Genomic DNA, 20,257 nt, shown 5'->3' with positions numbered 1-20,257 from the left:
CATCAGCCATGTATGCTGTGCCTAAAGAAAAGGTCTCTGCGCATTTTCTCACCAGTTTGTCCAGTGCAGGGCTGTTGTATAAATCCAGATTTTGCCTTACTGCCTGCTCTTTCCATTGGATTTTGAGGGTTACCTGTAGATACCGGAGCATGGTACCCCCATTCCGTTTTATGGTAACCCCTCATTCCGGTGATGGTAACCCCACCCCTCGGCTTCGTTTTTATCCTCCTGGATTTTATATCTCCCGTAACTTTTTCCCCTCTTTTTTTGGTGCACTGTAATAATTTTTCTTTTCCCCGCACTGTCATTCCGGCACATGGTAACCCCTTTCGTTACCCACTTGCGTAATAGTCATTCCGGAGCATGGTAACCCCTTCAGCAGAAGCCTCCAAAGAGTCAGTGCTATTTGTATTCATTTGCCCTTTTTAAGACGATTAAACAGGGAAAATGGCTCAAAAAAGCAGTTGATATGAACCAGATAAAACAAGTCAAACAATTAAAGCAAGACGGCGTTCCCATAAAGGAAATAGTCCGTCGAACGGGTATCAGCCGTAAAACGGTTAAAAATACTTGCGCAAAATGGAAGTCATCGATGATGATGATAGCCAATCATTATTAGCTAGTGATAAAGAGCTGGCAGCGGTTGTTTATAACAGCGATGATACAATCATCCGTGGTAAACGCTTCGAAGCCCTGCTGGCTCACGTTGAGCAGGCGCAGAAAGAACTACACAAAACCGGTGTTACCAAACAGTTGCTTTGGATAGAATATTGCCAGCAAAATGAAGAACCCTATCGCTATAGCCAGTATTGCTACCTGTTTAGAAAATATTTGAAAGACACTGACCCCGCTTTCCACTGGGAATATATTCCGGGAGAGTTCATGCAAGGTGATTTTGCCGGAAAGAAGCTCAGTTATGTAGACAGGCAAACTGGCGAAGTGATTGCCTGCGAAGTCTTTGTTGGTGTATTGCCCTTTAGCGGACTGATATTCTGCAAGGCTGTGCCATCACAAAAAACAGCCGACTTTGCCCATTGCATTAATGAGCACCTCAAGTACGTTGGTGGCGTTACCAAAACCATCCTGTGTGATAACTTCAAAACAGCCGTAAAACGCGCCGATAAATACGAGCCTGCCTTTACTGATCTTTGCAACCAGCTTTCTGAACACTACAATACCACGCTCAGCGCTACCCGCCCGAAAGAACCTACCGATAAGGGAATGGTGGAAAATGCAGTGAACATAGTCTATACACATATCTATGCCCGGTTGCGCAAAGACGTGTTCCATAGCATCGAATCGCTCAATCATCACATCCGCCTGCACCTGGATGTCCTTAATCGAAAACCATACAAGAACAGTTCGGAGAGCCGCATGGACATCTTTATGCGCCAGGAGCTTCCCGTGTTAAAACCGCTTCCCCGGAGCCATTCCGGGTGAAAAAGGCAAACAGGTAACGGTGCAATCAAACTATGCCATCCAACTCACCGATAACATGCATTATTACACGGTTCCATATCAATATGTCGGATACAAAGTATGGGTGAGCTATGATAGCAGGACAGTAGAAGTATTCTGTCAAAACGAACGCATTGCCTTCCATGTGCGCAGCAGCAACGAACCTAAGTTTAACCGTATCCATGAGCATATGCCTGCCAATCATCAGCATATGGTTGAGCTACGGGGATGGACGGTAGAGCAACTGCTTCAGAAAGCCGGATGGGTAGGCGAATATACCCGGCAGGCAGCCGACCGACTGCTGCATAGCAGCATATACCCGGAACAGAACTACAAGGCCTGTCACGCCATGATACGCCTGCAAGACGCATATGGGAAAGATCGTCTGGAAGCGGCCTGCCGCAGAGCAGCCAACGTTCCCAGGCCAACGCTGAAAATGATCCGTAATATCCTTGAAGCCGGACTGGATAAACAACCATTGCTTTTTGATGAAGAGCAGGACGAACAAAAAGAACAGTTGCCTGAACACGATAATATCCGAGGCCCTGAAAATTACAAATAGGGATCAAAACGATGATACAGCTATTACACACGCCAGCCCTCCGACGCCTGCCGCGGGCTTGCACTGTAGGAAGCATATGATTTTACTACCGGTATTGAATGAATGCTTTTATCAACCAATCATATGCTTCCTACAGCGCCAAACGATATTTTTAATCACTTATAAAAATCAACAACAATGAACACGACACAAACCCTTGAGCAAATGCAAGACTTAAAGTTAAACGGCATGGCAGCCAGTTACCGATGCCAATTGGAACTGCCGGTTAACCAGCAACTCGAAGGACACGAACTACTGGCTCATTTACTACAGGCTGAACAACTGCACCGTACCAACGAACGCATGGAATCCTTGTTAAAAGCCGCCAGGCTGCGTTTTAATGTCACGCCCCAGCAGATAGACTGTAGCCCTGAACGTAACCTCACAAAAGCCACCTGGAGCAGTTTACTGGAAGGCAACTACATCGGGGCCGGAGAAAATATACTGATTACGGGCGCTACCGGTTGCGGCAAAAGTGTAGTTGCCTGCGCCCTGGGACACCAGGCATGTATGATGGGCATTAAAACGCGCTATTTTAACATGAACCGGTTGATTGAAGCCATCCTCATGGCTAAAACTGAAGGAAGCTACGTAAAGCTGTTAAACCAATTGGAAAAGGTACCCCTGATCATTCTGGATGATTTTGGCTTACAGCATATCAACAAAAATATAAAGCTGGCATTACTTCAAATCATGGAGGACCGGTACGAAAAAAATCGCTCATCATTACCTCTCAATTACCTGTATCTGCATGGCATGATTACCTGGATGAACCCACCCTGGCAGATGCAATCCTTGACAGACTGACAGCCAGATGCCATCGAATTGAATTAAAAGGAGAATCACGCAGAAAGAAAAAAATAATAGTCCTTATCCCCCAAATCATATCTTTGAAATCTTCAAAATAGCTCTTTCTCTTTTGGGCCTTCTTGCAGGGGGTATCATGCCCGGAATGAGGGGTTACCATCAGCGGAATTTACAGGTTACCCGCATCCTGTCCAGCCCTTCTATTTTCAATCCTCCCAGTATTCCATTTGTAGTTGTTCATACTGCCAGGTGAAATATTCAGGATTATCTGTATTGAGTTCAGGGTTGTTTGTCATGGTGACTGTTTTAAATGAAAAAGGGAAACATTGGTGCTTCCCTTCAATTGGTTATAACAAAAAAGGACTGGCTTTTAACCAATCCTTTAGATATTTTAAATTTAAGCAGGTGATAAGTTGGACATGCCCAATCGGTACACTACCGTTAATCAACTCCCTTACATATCTTATTTCCTCGCAGGTTTCAATCGGTACATTGCCTTGCCCACTCTAGCATTTAGATGTGTAAAAGTTTTTCGTCGTACCAAACATCCTCATAAATGTTGTCAAACAGAAATCGCCAACCAGGAGCAAGGCCCAAATACTTTAATGCTTTAGGACAAAATTCAAGTAAATGCACAGCATGCACTGGTTTAAAAAAATCGCCAGCCTCGGAATAGTCTCCAGCCCAAATGTACCAGTTTGAAGAATGTTCACTTTGGATGGGGTGCCTCAACCCATTTATGGGCATATTAAATGTGCTAAAGCTTTCAAGTGCTATTCCGACAAGTTTGTTAAATGGTGACTCCAAGAACTCCGAGCCATATTTTTGGCACTGTTCTTTCTGTTTCTTAATGAATTCATTTTCAATTTGATCCATTTGTGTTTTGTCCATTTTGTTTCTCTTTTAATTTTTTCTGAACAGGTGCTATTGCATTCCGCATGTCATTTCCTTGCTGGTTAGAGCAATTTACACATTGTGGTTGTACCGCATTAATAGATCGCATCTTTTTTTATCAATTGTTCCAGTTGTAAGGTATTCAATAGCAAGAGGTGTTTTATGATCAGCATTAAATGGGCCGTTAGTTGTGCCACATGTTACACAACTAGCGTCAGATGGATTTACACTAATTCTTTGAACATTATTAGTTGCATTGTCTGGACGTTTATAAGGAACAGTAGCATTAACAACATAAGGCTGATTCTCATATCCAAAAGTTAGCTTGGAGGCCATAGGGATATTTGCAACTGAGCTAATTCCTCCAGATGACGGGCTTAATGTAGCAGTATTTACAACCCTGGCATTAGTGTTTCCGCTATTTGCAGCAATTGTTTTGGTATTATTCTGAATTGGGACATCAACATCAACAGTTACACTTTGTTTCGGAATAGATACATTTACAGGAACTTCTACTTCAGGCGCTTGAGGGGCTCTTTTAACAGTTCTATTTACTCCTCCTCCTGACATGAAAGCTCCACTGCAATACTCAGTATAGGCCTTTCCACTAATTGCAAATAACGATATTAAGGCATCTTCATTTGTATATTCTTTTTTTTTTTCTGCTGGAATCCCTGCTCCTTGATACCATGAACGCGCTAAAATAGTACTGCCTTTATTTGAAGAACCCAACCATTTCGTAAAAGCATTCCAAACTTCAAAGGCTTTTGTTCCACCTTCTAATCCATCAATATCAATTGCCCAAACAGGAGTATTACTTGCAAATTGGTAAGGTGTTAGTTCAGCGTATTCTTTTGTAATTGGGTCAACTGATAAAAACCTCCCCACCCTCGGATCATAGATCCGCATCCCATAATCCTGCTGATTCTGCGCACCCTTAACTTCGCTATCATACTCCTTGCCATTAAACCCGTAACGGTAATTCGTACCCGTACTGGCAGTAGCTACCCGGCTTAACATCCCAAAGGGATAGTAGTCATTGGCACTCACCATGTCCGGCTCATAATAATCTATCAAAGAACCTGTGCCTCCCGAAGATACGCCAATCTTTTTATCGCTGATGGTGGTAAGCACATTGCCCAGGTGGTTGCTTAATTCATATTGCTTCCAGCCCCGCTGAAAATAAGAACCGCTGTAAAACTGACGGCTTACAGGACCCCCATCCACACCTCCGCCATAGGCATACATGCCCAGCCGGCTGCTGCCATACACCATCTGTTCACCCAGGTTCACTGTAAGGCTGTCAAGCCCGGTGTCGGTAGCCATGCCGGTGGCCTTGTAGGAGGCGATCATATTGCCCTGCGCATCCCGCACATACCAGGTAAACTCCCGGACGGTAGTCCCGGCCTTTTCCACCACCTTACTGATCCGGTTGCCCTGCGCATCATAGCTATACCGGATACGTGTAGTGGGTACCTTATCGCCCAACACGGCATTGCGCGTAATTTCTGCGATCTTGCCGTATACATTCCACTTAATATTGGTAATGCCTTCCTTCTTATCCTGGATGATATTGCCTATCTCATCATATACATAATTGCTCGTGTCTCCCTGGTTATCCAGGTCCTGGATCTGATCCCAGGCATTACTGCCATAAGCATTGTCCGCTACCTGGTCTGTTACCTGCCGTAACTTATTGGTGCCGGGATAATACTTATAGCTCAGGTTATCCATTAAGGCGCCGTCACGCCCGATAGCATGGCGAACAAACGTTTGAATATTGCCATTGGCATCATAGGCCACCCGCTCCCGGAAAGTTGAATCGGCCGCCCAGCCGGTATAACTATTGCTGGCTGCATTGAAGTTAAAGTAAGCGTCCTGCCTTACATACCGGTTCAGCTGATCATACCGGTAATTATAGAAGATCGGTACGTGGCCCAAGGCGTCAAACAACCGGATATGCGTGGCCATGCTGCTGATATTGCCATTGTACAAAGGCCGGTATTCAGCATCAGGCATCGCATTGCTTACCATACGGTAAGCCGGGAATGGAGCTACCCCGGCATTGATGGCCTTATAATCCTGGTGATAATAATTGAGGTTGAAGCCCAGCGCATCACGCCCCACATATTGGTTGATGCTGCCCGCTTTTCCATCACCACCCATATCATGCGTGGCAGTAGCCCCCGTACTGTTCATACCCTTTAACCATCCCTGTAAAGTATAAGCATAGTCAATGCCCTGCACCAGTTGGTCACCAATTACTGTACGGGCCAGTGGGCCATGCAGGTAGTATTCATATTTGGCTTCCTTTTCCCAGGTATAACCATCCAGGCTGGTCTGCACTTCCGTTAGCCTGTTCTCTGCATCATAATAATACCGGTGCGTAAACTGGTCACTGTACTGCGGCTGGTATTTTACTTTGTTCACCTTGCCGCTGATCAGGTCGTACTCGTATACTACCTTTTTCAGCGGTTGGCATTTTTGTTCATCAGGTTGGCCCGGCTGTCCGACCGGCCATAGTCCTGCAGCAAAGTGTCTACATTGCCATGGATATCATAACTGTAAAAGCTGGCATGGTTAAAGGAACTGGTAACGCCCGGCGTATCGGTATACGTTACATAGCTCACCCGGTTGCGTACTGGCTTGTCTAATCAATATCACTAGGATATTCACTAAATTTTTGCATCCAACCTTGTGAGCCATATAGTTCGCCTGAAAGCCCATCAGATATATCATTAATAGACCTTATTCCTTGAGTGGGATTTGATATTAGCCAATTTTCTGTTTGCTCAAACATAAATAGTATTCGGTGTATTACAGTATCAATCATTGCAAAACAAGAATCCCGGACGACTTCAATATCATTTTCTGACATTTTAGTAATTCGGTGGTGCAATTCTTTATTCTCTGCACCTTTCATCTGACCATTAATTATTTTTTCTAAAATGGAAATACTTCCATCTCGAACTTCTTTAATAAATAATTCACCGAATTCATTTAATTCTTCTGCCATAGTTATTTAATTATAGATCACAAAGCACAACTTGCCAGCAACAGATGCATACAGCTCGTCTACTTCATATACTTGCCTGGATTCATCCAATACCGGCTGTTTTAGTTTATGGGCATTTCTGAAAATAAATACCTGCACTGTGCTCTTCGGCATTTTCAATATCCTGCTGATGGAGCTAATACTTACACCTTCGTTATTCAGTATTGTAATTTGCTGTTCAGTTTCCGGATTATATTTCCGCTGCCGGTAGGTGGGGCGCTGGTATTTATTACAGTTTTTACATTGGCATTTTTGTATTCCCTTATACTTTTCCTTTCGTTTACATGATCCTTTACAATACCTACATTTCATAACCAGGTGACAAGTTGTACGCGATAGATTTTAAAACTCAATATAGACGGCCTTTTAAGAGCCCAGACCTCTTGGCAATGCTTCTATATCAGTTACAAAACTACACCAAAATCGAGTAGGTTGTGAGGGATTAATTCCCTCACAGACCTCTCACACCACCGTACGTACCGACCGGTATACGGCGGTTTGTCAGAATAACTTAGTTTGGTGAGTTGTTTTCCAGTAATAGTAGTTTGCGAACCCTACGTATCCATGCCTGACAAGGTATTCATTATTTAATGCCCTTGTCAATATTGGACTGTGTGCAATGCGGCAATAGCCCCTACGGCTATTTGACCACTCATAGGCTTTCCCAGGATTGATTCCCAGCCTTTTCAGGTTAATCCACCGCGTTTTTGGTCTTTTCCATTGTTTCCATATTCCCATCCTTAGACGCGTTCTTACCCATCTGTCCAGTTCCTCCATTCTGCTTTTGGCTTTGGCTATCCTAAAGTAGTTCACCCAACCAACGATTGTCGCCTCCATCTTCTTTATCTTGTCTTCCACTTTACCGGGGATTTACGCTGAGTTCGCTCTTTCATCTTTTCTTTAATCTTTCTCAGCGATTTGGGCGCAATACGTATTTGCCAGCCCTTTTCGCTTCGGTAAAAAGAAAAACCCAGTAGCGTACTGTCATTGGGGCGGCTGACTTTACTTTTTGTGCGGTTTACTTTTAACTTTAGCTTCTTTTCTATGAACTCTGTGATTGTAGTCAGCACTCGAGCCGCTGACTTTTCACTTTTCACATAGATGCTACAGTCATCTGCATATCGTACATACCGGTGGCCTCTTGCCTCTAACTCTTTGTCCAGTTCATTTAAAACAATGTTGCTCATCAGCGGTGATAACGGAGAACCTTGAGGAGTGCCTTCTTTGCGTTCTATCACTACTCCATTCTCCATTATTCCGCAGTTCAGGTACGCTCGCAGTAGCTTCAGTGTCCGCTTGTCCGTTATCTTTTGGGCCAGCGCCGACATTAACCGGTCGTGGTTCACCCGATCGAAAAACTTCTCCAGCTCCAGCTCTACTACCCATTCATTGCCGTCGTTCAGGCTGGTTTGAGCCTGATACACTGCCTGATGAGCACTGCGATTCTCTCTAAACCCATAGCTATAATTGGAGAACTCCGCTTCATACTGCGGACTCAACCACTGGGCTATTGACTGCGTAATTAACCTGTCGATTACTGTAGGTATTCCCAACATCCTTTTACCGCCTCCGTTTTCCTTGTCTATTTCTACTTTCTTCACTGCCTGGGGGCGGTACGTGCCTTCTAAAATACTAGTACGCAGTGTTTGCCAGTTGGTATTCAGGTAGTCGCGAAGTTCATCGGTCTGCATACCATCTATACCTCCAGCCCCTTTATTGGCAGTTACCTGCTTAAAGGCTTTTTGTACATTGCGGATATCTAATATTTCTTCCAGCATACTATTACTTAAAAAAAAAAATCATCCCAGCGTTATTCCCATTGGTTGCATGATGAGGCTCAACTCCTCCTGTGTTTTACTTTTAGCTTCCGGCTTATCCTCACACAGGTAGTTTTCTAATGTTCTTCTATTGTAATCGCCTCAATCATAAACGTCTTGTTCATTTTCGCCATTCTAACATTCGGCCCTTCGGTTTGGCTGTGAGTCTTCCGTCTTTGCCCTTTACGGGGAGATGGCTCGTTTCCTTCCTACTACGGCTTCGGCTGACTTCTGCTCTAAGCGAAGAATCGCCTGCAGACCTCCCGGGGTAAGTATATCCGCTTTCCGTTCATGTAGCCTCTGCATTTACGTTCTGACAGTCTGCACAGTGTAGGGTTTCTGTTTGTGTTGCAACATCACCCATGTCAGCCCGCCTTGTATGCAATTTCTGTTCGTAGGCTCGAACGTTTGCCGCCGGCTTCTTTCAGATTCCACCTCGCGATGGACACCCTTGCCCTTGGCTAATACTATGCACTGTAACACGTATTCGGGACTTTCACCCTAGAGCTGATATACATGCCCGGCACACAACAAAAAGACTGGCTCAATGCCAGTCTTTTAAGTATATAAAATTTAAGCAGGTGATAAGTTGTACACTGCCCGATTATTTTAGTAATGAAGCAATTTTTATATCTATCGCTTCTGATTCATTTACTGACAAAGCTTTTGAACTGTCGATAATAATTATCCCATTATTGAAAAGCTCCACTTTCTCAATGTGTCCATTTAGTTTCTGAAATATTTCTTTTGGAGTTTTTTTAATGCATCTATACATAGCTGTTCATCCCAAAAATTTACCGGATAATATCGAAACATGGATTTCCTAAGATTAAGGTTTCTTGACTTTTCAAAGTCACCATAAATAAGGTCTTTGTTAAATATGCATGCTGAATAAGCTTGAAAAGCGAGTATGTAGTTTTTAAACCCATGGTCCAGTAGTTTAATGAAATCAATTTTGCTTGCATTGAACTCCATGTATATTCGATCGTCGTGGCCTGAATCGTCGTCAAGCAAACCTCTATATCGATATAGGACATCTCCTTTAATCCCTTTGCCAAGGATTTTATTTAAAGAAAAGACGGCAATTATTTCTAAAAAGTTAGGAGGTGCTAAATTGATGTCATCCTTAACTATTCCCCAAGGTGAATCTGTTTTTTTAAGCCGTCGATCAACTGCTGATGCTTTTGCTCCATTGACTGGGACATTGAGGTCCGAGCAGTTACTTCGAAAATATAATTCATTATTGTCGTTTTATGGTGCCGCTATTCGAACTGTTATATTAGTTACACCTGCTTTACTCATGGCGTTTATTGCATTACTATATGCTGCTCGATCTGGAACTTCAATCACACCCTTGTACCCCGGATTTTGTTTTAATGCTTCCTGAAGCCTTTTTAGCTGGTCCAATTGTTTGGGAAAAGTCGTAACATTCCACTTTCTATCAATTAGCTCGTTTGCAATGGCATCAAATCCATCAAATTTAACAAAATTCCTGCCTCTGGGGCTAGGATTATTATACCGTAGTGTTGGAACAATTCTTTTTCTTGTTGGGATATCACTTGCAGCCCCAGTAGTTCCATCTTCATAAGCTTGTGGAATTGGTTTCCTCTTTGTAACATCTTCAAGCTCAGTTCCGAGGCCATTGTTTGAGGTTTGTGCAGCGTTGTTTGATGTTGCCCTTGGGTTTCCATCATGTGCCCTTGCCGCTGGCCCATCTGTACTTGATTTAACTTCTTCTTGGATTGCCTTTTTGCTGCGCTTTTTGCAATTGAGCGCTCGGTTACTCTCATAGCAGTTTTGAGCCTCCCCGCATATGGAATAATTCCTGCAGCTCTTTCCGCTATTGACAACTCTCTGTCAGTAAACCATTCCTTGCCTGTAGCGGCTTGGTCAATTCCTTTAATTTCATTAAGCCAAGGTATCCAGTCTAAAAAATCTGTGAATTGTTGAGCCTGATCTTTTTCTGTAGTACTGGTAATACCAGTTTTCACAAATTGCTCATGCCCTTTAGGAAGCTGTTTTCTAGCCAGGTTATCCCCGGCAGGGGCTTCATGCCATACTCCGCTTTTGTCTTGCCATGCGTAAGATTGTTCTAGTCCATCTAAATCATTTGCCCAGATAGGTTGATTCCCTGCAAACTGATATGGCGTATACCATGGAAAGTCTGCCTGCAACGGATCCACACTCAAAAACCTCCCCACCCTCGGATCATAAATCCGCATACCATAATCCTGCTGACTACCCAATCCCTTCACTTCATTGTCATTCTCCTTACCATTGAACCCAAACCGGTAATTCGTTCCTGTACTGGCAGTCGCTACCCTGCTTAGCATCCCAAAGGGATAGTAGTCATTGGCGCTCACCATGTCCGGCTCATAATAGTCTATCAAAGAACCTACGCCTCCCGAAGATACGCCAAACTTTTTATCGCTGATGGTGGTGAGCACATTGCCCAGGTGATTGCTCAGTTCATATTGCTTCCAGCCCCGCTGAAAATAAGAGCCACTGTAAAACTGCCTGCTTACCGGTCCACCGTCAACACCATCGCCATAGGGCATACATGCCCAGCCGGCTGCTGCCATACACCATCTGTTCACTCAGGTTCACTGTAAGGCTGTCAAGCCCGGTGTCGGTAGCCATGCCGGTGGCCTTGTAGGAGGCGATCATATTGCCCTGCGCATCCCGCACATACCAGGTAAACTCCCGGACGGTAGTCCCGGCCTTTTCCACCACCTTACTGATCCGGTTGCCCTGCGCATCATAGCTATACCGGATACGTGTAGTGGGTACCTTATCGCCCAACACGGCATTGCGCGTAATTTCTGCGATCTTGCCGTATACATTCCACTTAATATTGGTAATGCCTTCCTTCTTATCCTGGATGATATTGCCTATCTCATCATATACATAATTGCTCGTGTCTCCCTGGTTATCCAGGTCCTGGATCTGATCCCAGGCATTACTGCCATAAGCATTGTCCGCTACCTGGTCTGTTACCTGCCGTAACTTATTGGTGCCGGGATAATACTTATAGCTCAGGTTATCCATTAAGGCGCCGTCACGCCCGATAGCATGGCGAACAAACGTTTGAATATTGCCATTGGCATCATAGGCCACCCGCTCCCGGAAAGTTGAATCGGCCGCCCAGCCGGTATAACTATTGCTGGCTGCATTGAAGTTAAAGTAAGCGTCCTGCCTTACATACCGGTTCAGCTGATCATACCGGTAATTATAGAAGATCGGTACGTGGCCCAAGGCGTCAAACAACCGGATATGCGTGGCCATGCTGCTGATATTGCCATTGTACAAAGGCCGGTATTCAGCATCAGGCATCGCATTGCTTACCGACGGTAAGCCGGGAATGGAGCTACCCCGGCATTGATGGCCTTATAATCCTGGTGATAATAATTGAGGTTGAAGCCCAGCGCATCACGCCCCACATACTGGTTGATACTGCCCGCTTTTCCATCACCACCCATATCATGCGTCGCCGTAGCACCTGTACTGTTCATGCCCTTCAGCCAAGGCGGGGCAAGCCTGCTTCAGTAATCAGTAAGCACTATTAGGTAGCCAGCTCCAGTGCTGCTATTCAGCCGCCGTTGTGTCACTCCCTTGTACGTCCGGATCATTATTCAGCTATATGTCAAAGAGCGTTTGCAAATATACAAATGTGCTGCGCTGTTAGTAATAAGGTAGGCTTAAAACTATGCAACTAATTATCAACAAGCGATCCCCCCTTGCTGAAGTAAACTTCCATTCAGTAGCAGCTTCTGTACTTACTATGCCAGGTTGTTCTTCAACAGCGTGCCCTGCTCGCCAGCCAGGCCCACTGCCCTGCTCCTTCCCGCCGCTGCACCTGGCCACCATCCCTTGCCTATACAGCAGCAAAAAAGCAGCACAGCAAAGGTAGGGCGGCATCCTGGCCCGCAGAGGCCGCCAAAAGGTACGGCATAAAGCTCCTGTGCGCGTATTCGGCTATACAACCTGCGCCAGCTGTAGCAAGCCAGTCAGCTCCACCCATCCACCCATTTATTCCGCTCTCCTTTTGGCTTTGCGCCCATGCCGCCCTGCTTGCTGCCCTGCAGCTTATGCTGCTCATTTTTTTACTTAACTGTATCGTCTATGCAAGTTTATTTAGTGGCCAGTTCCAGTTGCTGCCTCATCGGTATTGAACAGTGCCGCGCTTACATCGTCTTTCCGGCCCAGCAGGCCGCCTTCCTGCGGCAGTATGCCGGCTGCATTCTGCTGGCGGGCTGTTCCTTCAGTAGCCTGCCTTCCGTCACCATCTATGTATACAATAAGGGCTCCTAGCCCTTATTGTATACATAGATATTTGCTTAGTAGTACTACCGTAAGGTGGTTTTCGATGCAAAAGCTTAAGTGATCCTTTTGGATAATCCGGCTTTAAAAGTTAAATTTGCCTTACAACTTTGTAGTAATTAATTTATGGAACAACTTATTTTAAATATTAAAAACAAAAGCAAGCTTCCTTTTTTAAAGGAGTTGCTAAAACGCCTTGAGTTTGTAGAGGTAGTAGAACCCAAAAACTTACCTCTAAAGAGAAGAAACTGCTTGCCAACTTAGATGAAGCAGTGGATTTCGTAAACAAATACAAGAAAGGAGGCACAAAAGCCCGGACTATTAATCAACTTTTAGATGAGCTATAAGATTGTCCCTACTCCGCCATTTGAACGGGAACTCAAGCAATTGGTCAAAAAGTATCCTGCTGTAAAAGACATTGCTGCGCTTGTTCTTGAACTTTTAAACACCCGCAACTGGGCGTACCGCTTGGACATAATTGCTACAAAATACGTATGGCTATTGCCGGTAAAGGCCGGGGTAAATCTGGTGGCGCCAGAATAATTACTTATGTTCAGGTAACCAAGGAAACCATATTTCTGTTGTCGATCTACGACAAAGCCCAAATGGGAAGTATTACAGATAAGGATTTAATCGACAGGTTGAAGCATTTAAAATAATTATAGCGAATGAGATATTCCATAAAATATCGCCCAATTACCTCATGGATATTAAAGGGCTAAAACCATTGCAACTGTCACCAGGTGTATTATAGTTTTAATCCTGAATTCTTACCTTTCCCCTTATGCCAGGTCAGTTACCAACACCCACACATCCCGGCGAAGTCTTTTGTTTTTATCCCATCGAGATCCCCATTAATAATGCAGAAGCGTGTACCTCCGAGTAGCTAAAAATTAAGATATTATAAAAAGTTTACTTTTTGGGCTTATCAAAAATGTAAACGTATGGAACAAAAGCAATCAAGTGGCTTATCGAAGGAGCAAAAAATGTTCGCGTTGATAGCTGAACATGAAGCCAGTTCGATGACAGTAAAAGATTTTTGTGAGTTGTATGATCTTTCACCTGGTACATATCACTACTGGCAGAAGAAATATCACGCCCGGTTGGAAGATAAGCCGATGGAGAATCAAAGTAGTTTCACTTTGCTAACAGTGACAGGGCAGCAAGAGGTTTCCATTTCCCAGGATCTCTTTGCGGAATACCGGGGCATCCGTTTTTACCGGGAGCCATCTGTGAGTTTTTTAAAAGCTTTAATCAGTTAACTTATGTTACAGATCAACAACGGCACCCATTACTGGTTGTATCATAAGTGGGCGGATGTAAGGAAGAGTTTTGACGGTTTGAGCGGGCTTGTTACCAACGAACTGGGAATGGAAATTCAGACGGGTGATGTATTTATCTTTTGAACAAACGGCAAACGCACCTGAAGGCGTTAGAATGGGAAGGGGATGGTTTTAGCTTATACTATAAGCGATTAGAGGAAGGTACCTTTGAGTTACCGGCAGGTATTATGGAAGGCACTCACAGTAGTATTACGGCTAAACAATTAAGTATGATCTTACAGGGCGTTTCTTTGAAGAAAGCGTTTTTCGAAAGCGGTACATCGGTACGATGTAATCCTTATGGATCATGGGTTGAATATATTTGACGTTGCCATCGAAAAATGGCAACGTTTTTTATTTTAAGAAAAACAGGCCGGGTTATCCACATTTTTTGGTGCTGTTTTTTAAAATCATTTTTGAATGCGGGTTTATCCACGCATCGGCTGTATAACTTTCGGTTATACGATATAGCTTAAATGCATAGCCGGGCTATCTTTGTATAATGTCAGCAGCAGCAGAAAATATAGATTACAAAGCGCTCTATGAGCAACTGCTTCCAATGCTGCAACTACAGCAACAAAATAATGGACAATTACCACAAAACAACCAGGAGCTATTACAAAGCAATAAAGAATTACGCGATCAGGTAACGCAGCTTCAATATCAATTGTATCAACTAACGAAGTTACTGGGTGGTTTTAAGACTGAGAAGTTTGTTCCTTCCCCTTTACAGCAACAGCAGGAATTAGGCCTTTCCTTTGAGCAGGGGTATAAAGCAACCAACCTTGCTGATGTTCAAAAGATAAGTTACGTAAAGCAAAAACAGGTTCAACGGGAAAACGGGTTAGCCAATGCCTTTCCGGATCATCTACGGGTGGAAGAGACCGTGATAGAGCCTCCGGAAGATGTGAGCGGATGCGAGAAGGTGGGAGAAGAAGTAAAGGAACAGCTTGGCTGGAAGCCGGGAGAAATATTTCTCCAACGTACTATTATCCCTCAGTATAAATGCTCTGTAGCAGAACGGCCTGATCAGCATCGTATAGTGCAGGCGCATCTTCCAGAGCAAGCCTTGTCTAAGAGCATTGCCACGCCGGAGTTGTTAGCACAGATCATTATAGATAAGTTTATAGATCATAAACCGCTGAATCGTCAGTTGGACTGCTTCAAGAGAAGTAATGTCACCATTGCTTATTCAACCATTACCGATTGGGTACGGCAGGTTGCGAACGTGGTAGCGCCACTGGGCCATCTGCACCTGCATGAGATGTACCAATATGATTATTGGCATGGTGATGAAACAACCATACAGGTTCTGGACAGGAATAAGAAGAAAGATACCCACCAGGGGTATTACTGGACGTACTTAACGCATAACGGGCAACTGATCTACTTTGATTATCATCGGGGAGGGATACATTGGCAGCCAAACATATCTTACAACATTTTAAGGGTCACTTGCAGGTAGATGGTTATGATGTCTATGAAGAGTTGGACATCAAAGGAATACATGTGTTCTTTTGTATGGCCCATGCCCGCCGTCATTTTTATGAGGCGAAAGGCAATGATAAAGTTCGGGCAGAATATGCTTTGACCGAGATAGCGAAGCTTTATAAGATCGAGGAGCAATGTAGAGAAGAGCAGCTCAACCCGGACCAGATCAAAGTGCGGCGGACAGAACAATCTGTGCCTATTTTAAAAGAACTGGGAGAGTGGATGAAGCAGGAGTATGTAAAGCTAAAACCGAAAAGCCCTATAGCACAGGCTATAGCTTACAGCATCAAACGCTGGGACGGCTTAAGTCTCTATGCCTCTACTAATCATTTGCATATTGATAATAATCCCATAGAGCGCTGTATGAAAAACCTGGCTGTCGGACGCAAAAACTACCTGTTCTGTGGCTCGCATGAAGCGGCCAAAAGAGCAGGCCTCTTATACTCGCTGCTGGTTACCTGCAAACTTAATACCGTAAACCCTTATGAGTGGCTCCGCGAAGTGCTTAGTCATAACATCAACGAGATGACTACCGCGCAACTCAGGAAACTCTTACCCCACCAGTGGAAAAAAACACAAGCCATCACTACGGCTTAAAGCAAAATTAGGCAACTAAACAATACGATTTTTTAGGCTACTCGGAGACACACAGCTTAATGACGTAAACCCATATGAATGGCTCAAAGATATCCTGAGCCGAAATATCAACTCCATGCCTATCAACAAGGTCAAAGACCTACTCCCGTACAACTGGAAAATAAAGGGCTAATGTAGGGCCCCTGCAAAGTTAACTACTTCAATCAGTACATTTTTTTATTAGGCCGGACGGACACAACATTGCTGCTTCCCTTCAATTGGTAATAACAAAAAAGGATTGGCTTTTAACCAATCCTTTAGATATTTTAAATTTAAACAGGTGGCAAGTTGGACATTGCCCAATCGGTACACTGCCGTTAATCAACTCCTTTACGTATTTTATTTTTATGCAGGTATCAATCGGTACACTGCCGTCCACTACCACACTGCCTACCTGTATTCTCTTAAATAGTTGGAATATTCCAAGCCCCATGTGCCTTCCTTATTTCGAACAATATAAACAATCCTATATCCTAACAATGGCTCAAATTCTATACAGCTATTTTTGTCCATTAATTGTATTAGTATTATGGGTTTATTCTTGACTTCAGAATAGTCTATCATAAAATCATCTTCAACTACTGATAAGGTAGAAGATGATTTTATTCTTTTTCATATACTTTTTCTCATTTAGCGTAATCCGAATCGAGTCATCAAACCATAGTTCAAAAATTAGATCGATTTTTTTATTGACTGTATCATTTATTTTATAATAATTATCCTGGGAAGAAGCAGGGGGAACCCAAATTCCCTGACAAAATTTTATGGGACAGCATACAACGTGCTTATTTTGGCTAAATATTGTTTCCGCCAAAAACATAAACAATATTAACCCACAAATAGCTTTAATTACCATCTGGTCTTTCCGCATATTTAATATTGTATTTTTTTCTAATCTCCTCGTTTATCATATCTAAAGATATTTGCTTTTGAATCAAAAAGCCTTGATCTGGACTAAACTTATTTAGTTTTAACCGATCCTTAATAATATTTATGACTCGTGCTCCATTTACAGGATAAAACTCATACATCATTGCGTTGCTCAAGATCAATTTCATATTTGCTCCACTTGATGGTTTAAAATTAATCGTCCCTGACTTAATGCGTCCAAATACTTCCAAATGCACATCAGGTGCAGGATTTGCTGCATCATCAAATGGATGTTCTAGCCCCCCGTATGACCTATCTCATGCAAAATAGTATTTGAGATCCGTTTAGTGTTCATTTCACGAGGATTATTTTCATCTTCATAACGTTCTGTTGCGCCCACATTAATCGCATTAGTTTGTGTGTTGGGGGAGGGACTATACCCTGTTGATTTTAATTTTTGCTTTCTACTATAAACTAAATCGTTTAAGGCTACTCCGAATTCTCCATTTTTAGTTGTCCATTTATTATTTCATAACTTATATCCCCGAATAATTTATTCTTCTCCTGCTATCATAAACTCCATGAAAAGCGTTCTTAAAATCTTTTTGAAGTTGTTGACCTACTTCATTCAAATCACCAGAATATTGCGAACAATTGACGATTTTAAGTTTCACTTCGTAATGAATATTGAATTGTCCTTTTGCAATATCATAGGATATGTATTTCTTAAATTCTTCTCCATCCTGATCAATTCCATCGATTGGCCTATTACTTGCAAATTGATACGGTGTTAGCATTGGGTAGCTTTTGCTAATCGGATCCACACTCAAAAACCTCCCCACTCTCGGATCATACACCCGCATCCCATAATCCTGCTGGCTACCCAGTCCCTTCACCTCATTGTCATTCTCCTTGCCATTGAAACCATAGCGGTAATTTGTACCTGTACTGGCAGTCGCTACCCGGCTTAGCATCCCAAAGGGATAGTAGTCATTGGCGCTCACCATGTCCGGCTCATAATAGTCTATCAAAGAACCTACGCCTCCCGAAGATACGCCAAACTTTTTATCGCTGATGGTGGTGAGCACATTGCCCAGGTGATTGCTCAGTTCATATTGCTTCCAGCCCCGCTGAAAATAAGAGCCACTGTAAAACTGCCTGCTTACCGGTCCACCGTCAACACCATCGCCATAGGCATACATGCCCAGCCGGCTGCTGCCATACACCATCTGTTCACCAGGTTCACTGTAAGGCTGTCAAGCCCGGTGTCGGTAGCCATGCCGGTGGCCTTGTAGGAGGCGATCATATTGCCCTGCGCATCCCGCACATACCAGGTAAACTCCCGGACGGTAGTCCCGGCCTTTTCCACCACCTTACTGATCCGGTTGCCCTGCGCATCATAGCTATACCGGATACGTGTAGTGGGTACCTTATCGCCCAACACGGCATTGCGCGTAATTTCTGCGATCTTGCCGTATACATTCCACTTAATATTGGTAATGCCTTCCTTCTTATCCTGGATGATATTGCCTATCTCATCATATACATAATTGCTCGTGTCTCCCTGGTTATCCAGGTCCTGGATCTGATCCCAGGCATTACTGCCATAAGCATTGTCCGCTACCTGGTCTGTTACCTGCCGTAACTTATTGGTGCCGGGATAATACTTATAGCTCAGGTTATCCATTAAGGCGCCGTCACGCCCGATAGCATGGCGAACAAACGTTTGAATATTGCCATTGGCATCATAGGCCACCCGCTCCCGGAAAGTTGAATCGGCCGCCCAGCCGGTATAACTATTGCTGGCTGCATTGAAGTTAAAGTACGCGTCCTGTTTCACATACCGGTTCAGCTGATCATACCGGTAATTATAGAAGATCGGTACGTGGCCCAAGGCGTCAAACAACCGGATATGCGTGGCCATGCTGCTGATATTGCCATTGTACAAAGGCCGGTATTCAGCATCAGGCATCGCATTGGTTACGGACCGGTAAGCCGGGAATGGAGCTACCCCGGCATTGATGGCCTTATAATCCTGGTGATAATAATTGAGGTTGAAGCCCAGCGCATCACGCCCCACATACTGGTTGATACTGCCCGCTTTTCCATCACCACCCATATCATGCGTGGCAGTAGCCCCTGTACTGTTCATACCCTTCAGCCAAGGCGGGGCAAGCCTGCTTCAGTAATCAGTAAGCACTATTAGGTAGCCAGCTCCAGTGCTGCTATTCAGCCGCCGTTGTGTCACTCCCTTGTACGTCCGGATCATTATTCAGCTATATGTCAAAGAGCGTTTGCAAATATACAACTGTGCTGCGCTGTTAGTCGTGATACGGACTTAAAACTATTCAACTAATTATCAACAAGGGATCCCCCATTGCATAAGTAAACTTCCATTCAGTAGCAGCTTCTGTTCTTATTGTCCAGGTTGTCCTTCTGCAGCATGCCCTGTCGCCAGCCAGGCCCACTGCCCTGCTCCTTCCCGCCGCTGCACCTGGCCACCATCCCTTGCCTATACAGCAGCAAAAAGCAGCACAGCAAAGGTAGGGCGGCATCCTGGCCCGCAGAGGCCGCCAAAAGGTACGGCATAAAGCTCCTGTGCGCGTATTCGGCTATACAACCTGCGCCAGCTGTAGCAAGCCAGTCAGCTCCACCCATCCACCCATTTATTCCGCTTTCCTTTTGGCTTTGCGCCCATGCCGCCCTGCTTGCTGCCCTGCAGCTTATGCTGCTCATTTTTTTACTTAACTGTATCGTCTATGCAAGTTTATTTAGTTGCCAGTTCCAGTTGTTGCCTCATCGGTATTGAGCAGTGCCGCGCTTACATCGTCTTTCCCGCCCAGCAGGCAGCCTTCCTGCGGCAGTATGCCGGCTGCATTCTGTTGGCGGGCTGTTCCTTCAGTAGCCTGCCTTCCGTCACCATCTATGTCTACAATAAGGGCTCCTAGCCCTTGTTGTTGTTTTACAATATGCATTATCTATACAT

The 20,257-nt window shown here is 44.2% G+C and carries 23 protein-coding genes and 3 pseudogenes; 11 read left to right on the top strand and 15 right to left on the bottom strand.

The genetic code is table 11. The features are described from left to right. Positions 1 to 469 precede the first annotated feature (469 nt). The 4 genes and pseudogenes from RS881_RS60005 (at position 470) to istB (ending at position 2,967) form a co-directional block, all read left to right on the top strand. On the top strand, positions 470 to 619 hold the full coding sequence (locus RS881_RS60005) for a helix-turn-helix domain-containing protein (RefSeq protein WP_350340250.1): 150 nt from the start codon (positions 470 to 472) through the stop codon (positions 617 to 619). Further along, positions 580 to 1,440 carry an IS21 family transposase gene (istA, locus tag RS881_RS25640; protein WP_315824615.1) on the top strand — a complete coding sequence of 287 codons (861 nt, stop codon included), beginning with the start codon at positions 580 to 582 and terminating at the stop codon, positions 1,438 to 1,440. The genes RS881_RS60005 and istA overlap by 40 nt, the downstream gene beginning before the upstream one ends. A gap of 19 nt (positions 1,441 to 1,459) precedes the next feature. Continuing rightward, positions 1,460 to 2,020: a Mu transposase domain-containing protein gene (locus RS881_RS25635; protein ID WP_315814182.1), complete on the top strand. Its 561-nt coding sequence runs from the start codon at positions 1,460 to 1,462 to the stop codon at positions 2,018 to 2,020. A 177-nt stretch (positions 2,021 to 2,197) separates the two neighbouring features. Next, positions 2,198 to 2,967, top strand: a pseudogene (gene istB / locus RS881_RS25630) (IS21-like element helper ATPase IstB). 412 nt (positions 2,968 to 3,379) lie between these two features. Here istB and RS881_RS25625 read toward each other — a convergent pair. The 10 genes from RS881_RS25625 to RS881_RS25580 form a co-directional block, all read right to left on the bottom strand. Then, on the bottom strand, positions 3,380 to 3,757 hold the full coding sequence (locus RS881_RS25625; RefSeq protein WP_315823692.1) for an immunity protein Imm33 domain-containing protein: 378 nt from the start codon (positions 3,755 to 3,757) through the stop codon (positions 3,380 to 3,382). Positions 3,758 to 3,832: 75 nt separating this feature from the next. Beyond that, positions 3,833 to 6,190, bottom strand: coding sequence for an RHS repeat-associated core domain-containing protein (locus RS881_RS25620; RefSeq protein ID WP_315823691.1), 2,358 nt, complete (start codon positions 6,188 to 6,190; stop codon positions 3,833 to 3,835). 38 nt (positions 6,191 to 6,228) lie between these two features. Next, a complete protein-coding gene (locus RS881_RS25615; RefSeq protein WP_315823690.1) occupies positions 6,229 to 6,390 on the bottom strand; it encodes a hypothetical protein in 162 nt (53 codons plus the stop codon). A 20-nt stretch (positions 6,391 to 6,410) separates the two neighbouring features. Further along, entirely contained in the window at positions 6,411 to 6,776 is a 366-nt protein-coding gene (locus tag RS881_RS25610; protein WP_315823689.1) for a hypothetical protein, read from the bottom strand. A gap of 6 nt (positions 6,777 to 6,782) precedes the next feature. Beyond that, the gene (locus RS881_RS25605; RefSeq protein WP_315823688.1) at positions 6,783 to 6,914 is read right to left on the bottom strand and encodes a hypothetical protein; all 132 of its coding nucleotides are present in this window, start codon (positions 6,912 to 6,914) and stop codon (positions 6,783 to 6,785) included. Positions 6,915 to 7,316: 402 nt separating this feature from the next. Then, entirely contained in the window at positions 7,317 to 7,673 is a 357-nt protein-coding gene (locus tag RS881_RS25600; RefSeq protein WP_315823687.1) for a group II intron maturase-specific domain-containing protein, read from the bottom strand. Next, positions 7,658 to 8,593 (bottom strand): group II intron reverse transcriptase/maturase, encoded by a 936-nt coding sequence (gene ltrA / locus RS881_RS25595; RefSeq protein WP_315823686.1) that lies wholly within the window; start codon positions 8,591 to 8,593, stop codon positions 7,658 to 7,660. The genes RS881_RS25600 and ltrA overlap by 16 nt, the downstream gene beginning before the upstream one ends. A gap of 1,484 nt (positions 8,594 to 10,077) precedes the next feature. After that, a complete protein-coding gene (locus RS881_RS25590) occupies positions 10,078 to 11,214 on the bottom strand; it encodes an RHS repeat domain-containing protein (protein WP_315823685.1) in 1,137 nt (378 codons plus the stop codon). Continuing rightward, positions 11,168 to 11,965, bottom strand: a complete 798-nt coding sequence (locus tag RS881_RS25585; protein WP_315823684.1) for a hypothetical protein — start codon at positions 11,963 to 11,965, stop codon at positions 11,168 to 11,170. The genes RS881_RS25590 and RS881_RS25585 overlap by 47 nt, the downstream gene beginning before the upstream one ends. Before the next feature lie 8 nt (positions 11,966 to 11,973). After that, on the bottom strand, positions 11,974 to 12,144 hold the full coding sequence (locus tag RS881_RS25580) for a hypothetical protein (RefSeq protein WP_315823683.1): 171 nt from the start codon (positions 12,142 to 12,144) through the stop codon (positions 11,974 to 11,976). Between the two features lie 610 nt (positions 12,145 to 12,754). Here RS881_RS25580 and RS881_RS25575 point away from each other — a divergent pair. The 7 genes and pseudogenes from RS881_RS25575 (at position 12,755) to RS881_RS59995 (ending at position 16,534) form a co-directional block, all read left to right on the top strand. Then, a complete protein-coding gene (locus tag RS881_RS25575; protein ID WP_315823682.1) occupies positions 12,755 to 12,943 on the top strand; it encodes a hypothetical protein in 189 nt (62 codons plus the stop codon). 345 nt (positions 12,944 to 13,288) lie between these two features. Further along, entirely contained in the window at positions 13,289 to 13,495 is a 207-nt protein-coding gene (locus tag RS881_RS25570) for a hypothetical protein (protein WP_315823681.1), read from the top strand. A 401-nt stretch (positions 13,496 to 13,896) separates the two neighbouring features. Continuing rightward, positions 13,897 to 14,214 (top strand): IS66 family insertion sequence element accessory protein TnpA, encoded by a 318-nt coding sequence (gene tnpA, locus RS881_RS25565; RefSeq protein WP_315814461.1) that lies wholly within the window; start codon positions 13,897 to 13,899, stop codon positions 14,212 to 14,214. Positions 14,215 to 14,217: 3 nt separating this feature from the next. Continuing rightward, positions 14,218 to 14,600: pseudogene (gene tnpB, locus RS881_RS25560) on the top strand (IS66 family insertion sequence element accessory protein TnpB). A gap of 176 nt (positions 14,601 to 14,776) precedes the next feature. Then, positions 14,777 to 16,215 (top strand): annotated as a pseudogene (gene tnpC, locus RS881_RS25555) (IS66 family transposase); the annotation flags it as partial. Then, positions 16,213 to 16,362, top strand: a complete 150-nt coding sequence (locus tag RS881_RS60000; RefSeq protein WP_350340209.1) for a transposase domain-containing protein — start codon at positions 16,213 to 16,215, stop codon at positions 16,360 to 16,362. The pseudogene tnpC and the gene RS881_RS60000, both read left to right, overlap by 3 nt. 22 nt (positions 16,363 to 16,384) lie before the next feature. Beyond that, positions 16,385 to 16,534 (top strand): transposase domain-containing protein, encoded by a 150-nt coding sequence (locus RS881_RS59995; protein ID WP_350340249.1) that lies wholly within the window; start codon positions 16,385 to 16,387, stop codon positions 16,532 to 16,534. 712 nt (positions 16,535 to 17,246) lie between these two features. Here RS881_RS59995 and RS881_RS25545 read toward each other — a convergent pair. The 5 genes from RS881_RS25545 to RS881_RS25525 all read right to left on the bottom strand — a co-directional run bounded on the left by RS881_RS25545 (position 17,247) and on the right by RS881_RS25525 (position 20,246). Beyond that, positions 17,247 to 17,522 (bottom strand): hypothetical protein, encoded by a 276-nt coding sequence (locus RS881_RS25545; protein ID WP_315823679.1) that lies wholly within the window; start codon positions 17,520 to 17,522, stop codon positions 17,247 to 17,249. A gap of 285 nt (positions 17,523 to 17,807) precedes the next feature. After that, positions 17,808 to 18,500, bottom strand: coding sequence for an RHS repeat-associated core domain-containing protein (locus tag RS881_RS25540; RefSeq protein ID WP_315823678.1), 693 nt, complete (start codon positions 18,498 to 18,500; stop codon positions 17,808 to 17,810). Continuing rightward, entirely contained in the window at positions 18,434 to 19,423 is a 990-nt protein-coding gene (locus RS881_RS25535; protein WP_315823677.1) for a hypothetical protein, read from the bottom strand. Before RS881_RS25535 ends, RS881_RS25540 begins: the two co-directional genes overlap by 67 nt. Positions 19,424 to 19,668: 245 nt before the next feature. Continuing rightward, entirely contained in the window at positions 19,669 to 19,860 is a 192-nt protein-coding gene (locus RS881_RS25530) for a hypothetical protein (RefSeq protein ID WP_315823676.1), read from the bottom strand. 182 nt (positions 19,861 to 20,042) lie between these two features. Further along, positions 20,043 to 20,246 carry a hypothetical protein gene (locus RS881_RS25525; protein ID WP_315823675.1) on the bottom strand — a complete coding sequence of 68 codons (204 nt, stop codon included), beginning with the start codon at positions 20,244 to 20,246 and terminating at the stop codon, positions 20,043 to 20,045. Positions 20,247 to 20,257: the final 11 nt, after the last annotated feature.

It is taken from the genome of Paraflavitalea speifideaquila (assembly GCF_032395985.1).
GTDB lineage: Bacteria > Bacteroidota > Bacteroidia > Chitinophagales > Chitinophagaceae > Paraflavitalea > Paraflavitalea speifideaquila.
Note: the sequence above shows the minus strand (reverse complement) of the source record. Positions and strands in the feature narration are given on the sequence as shown.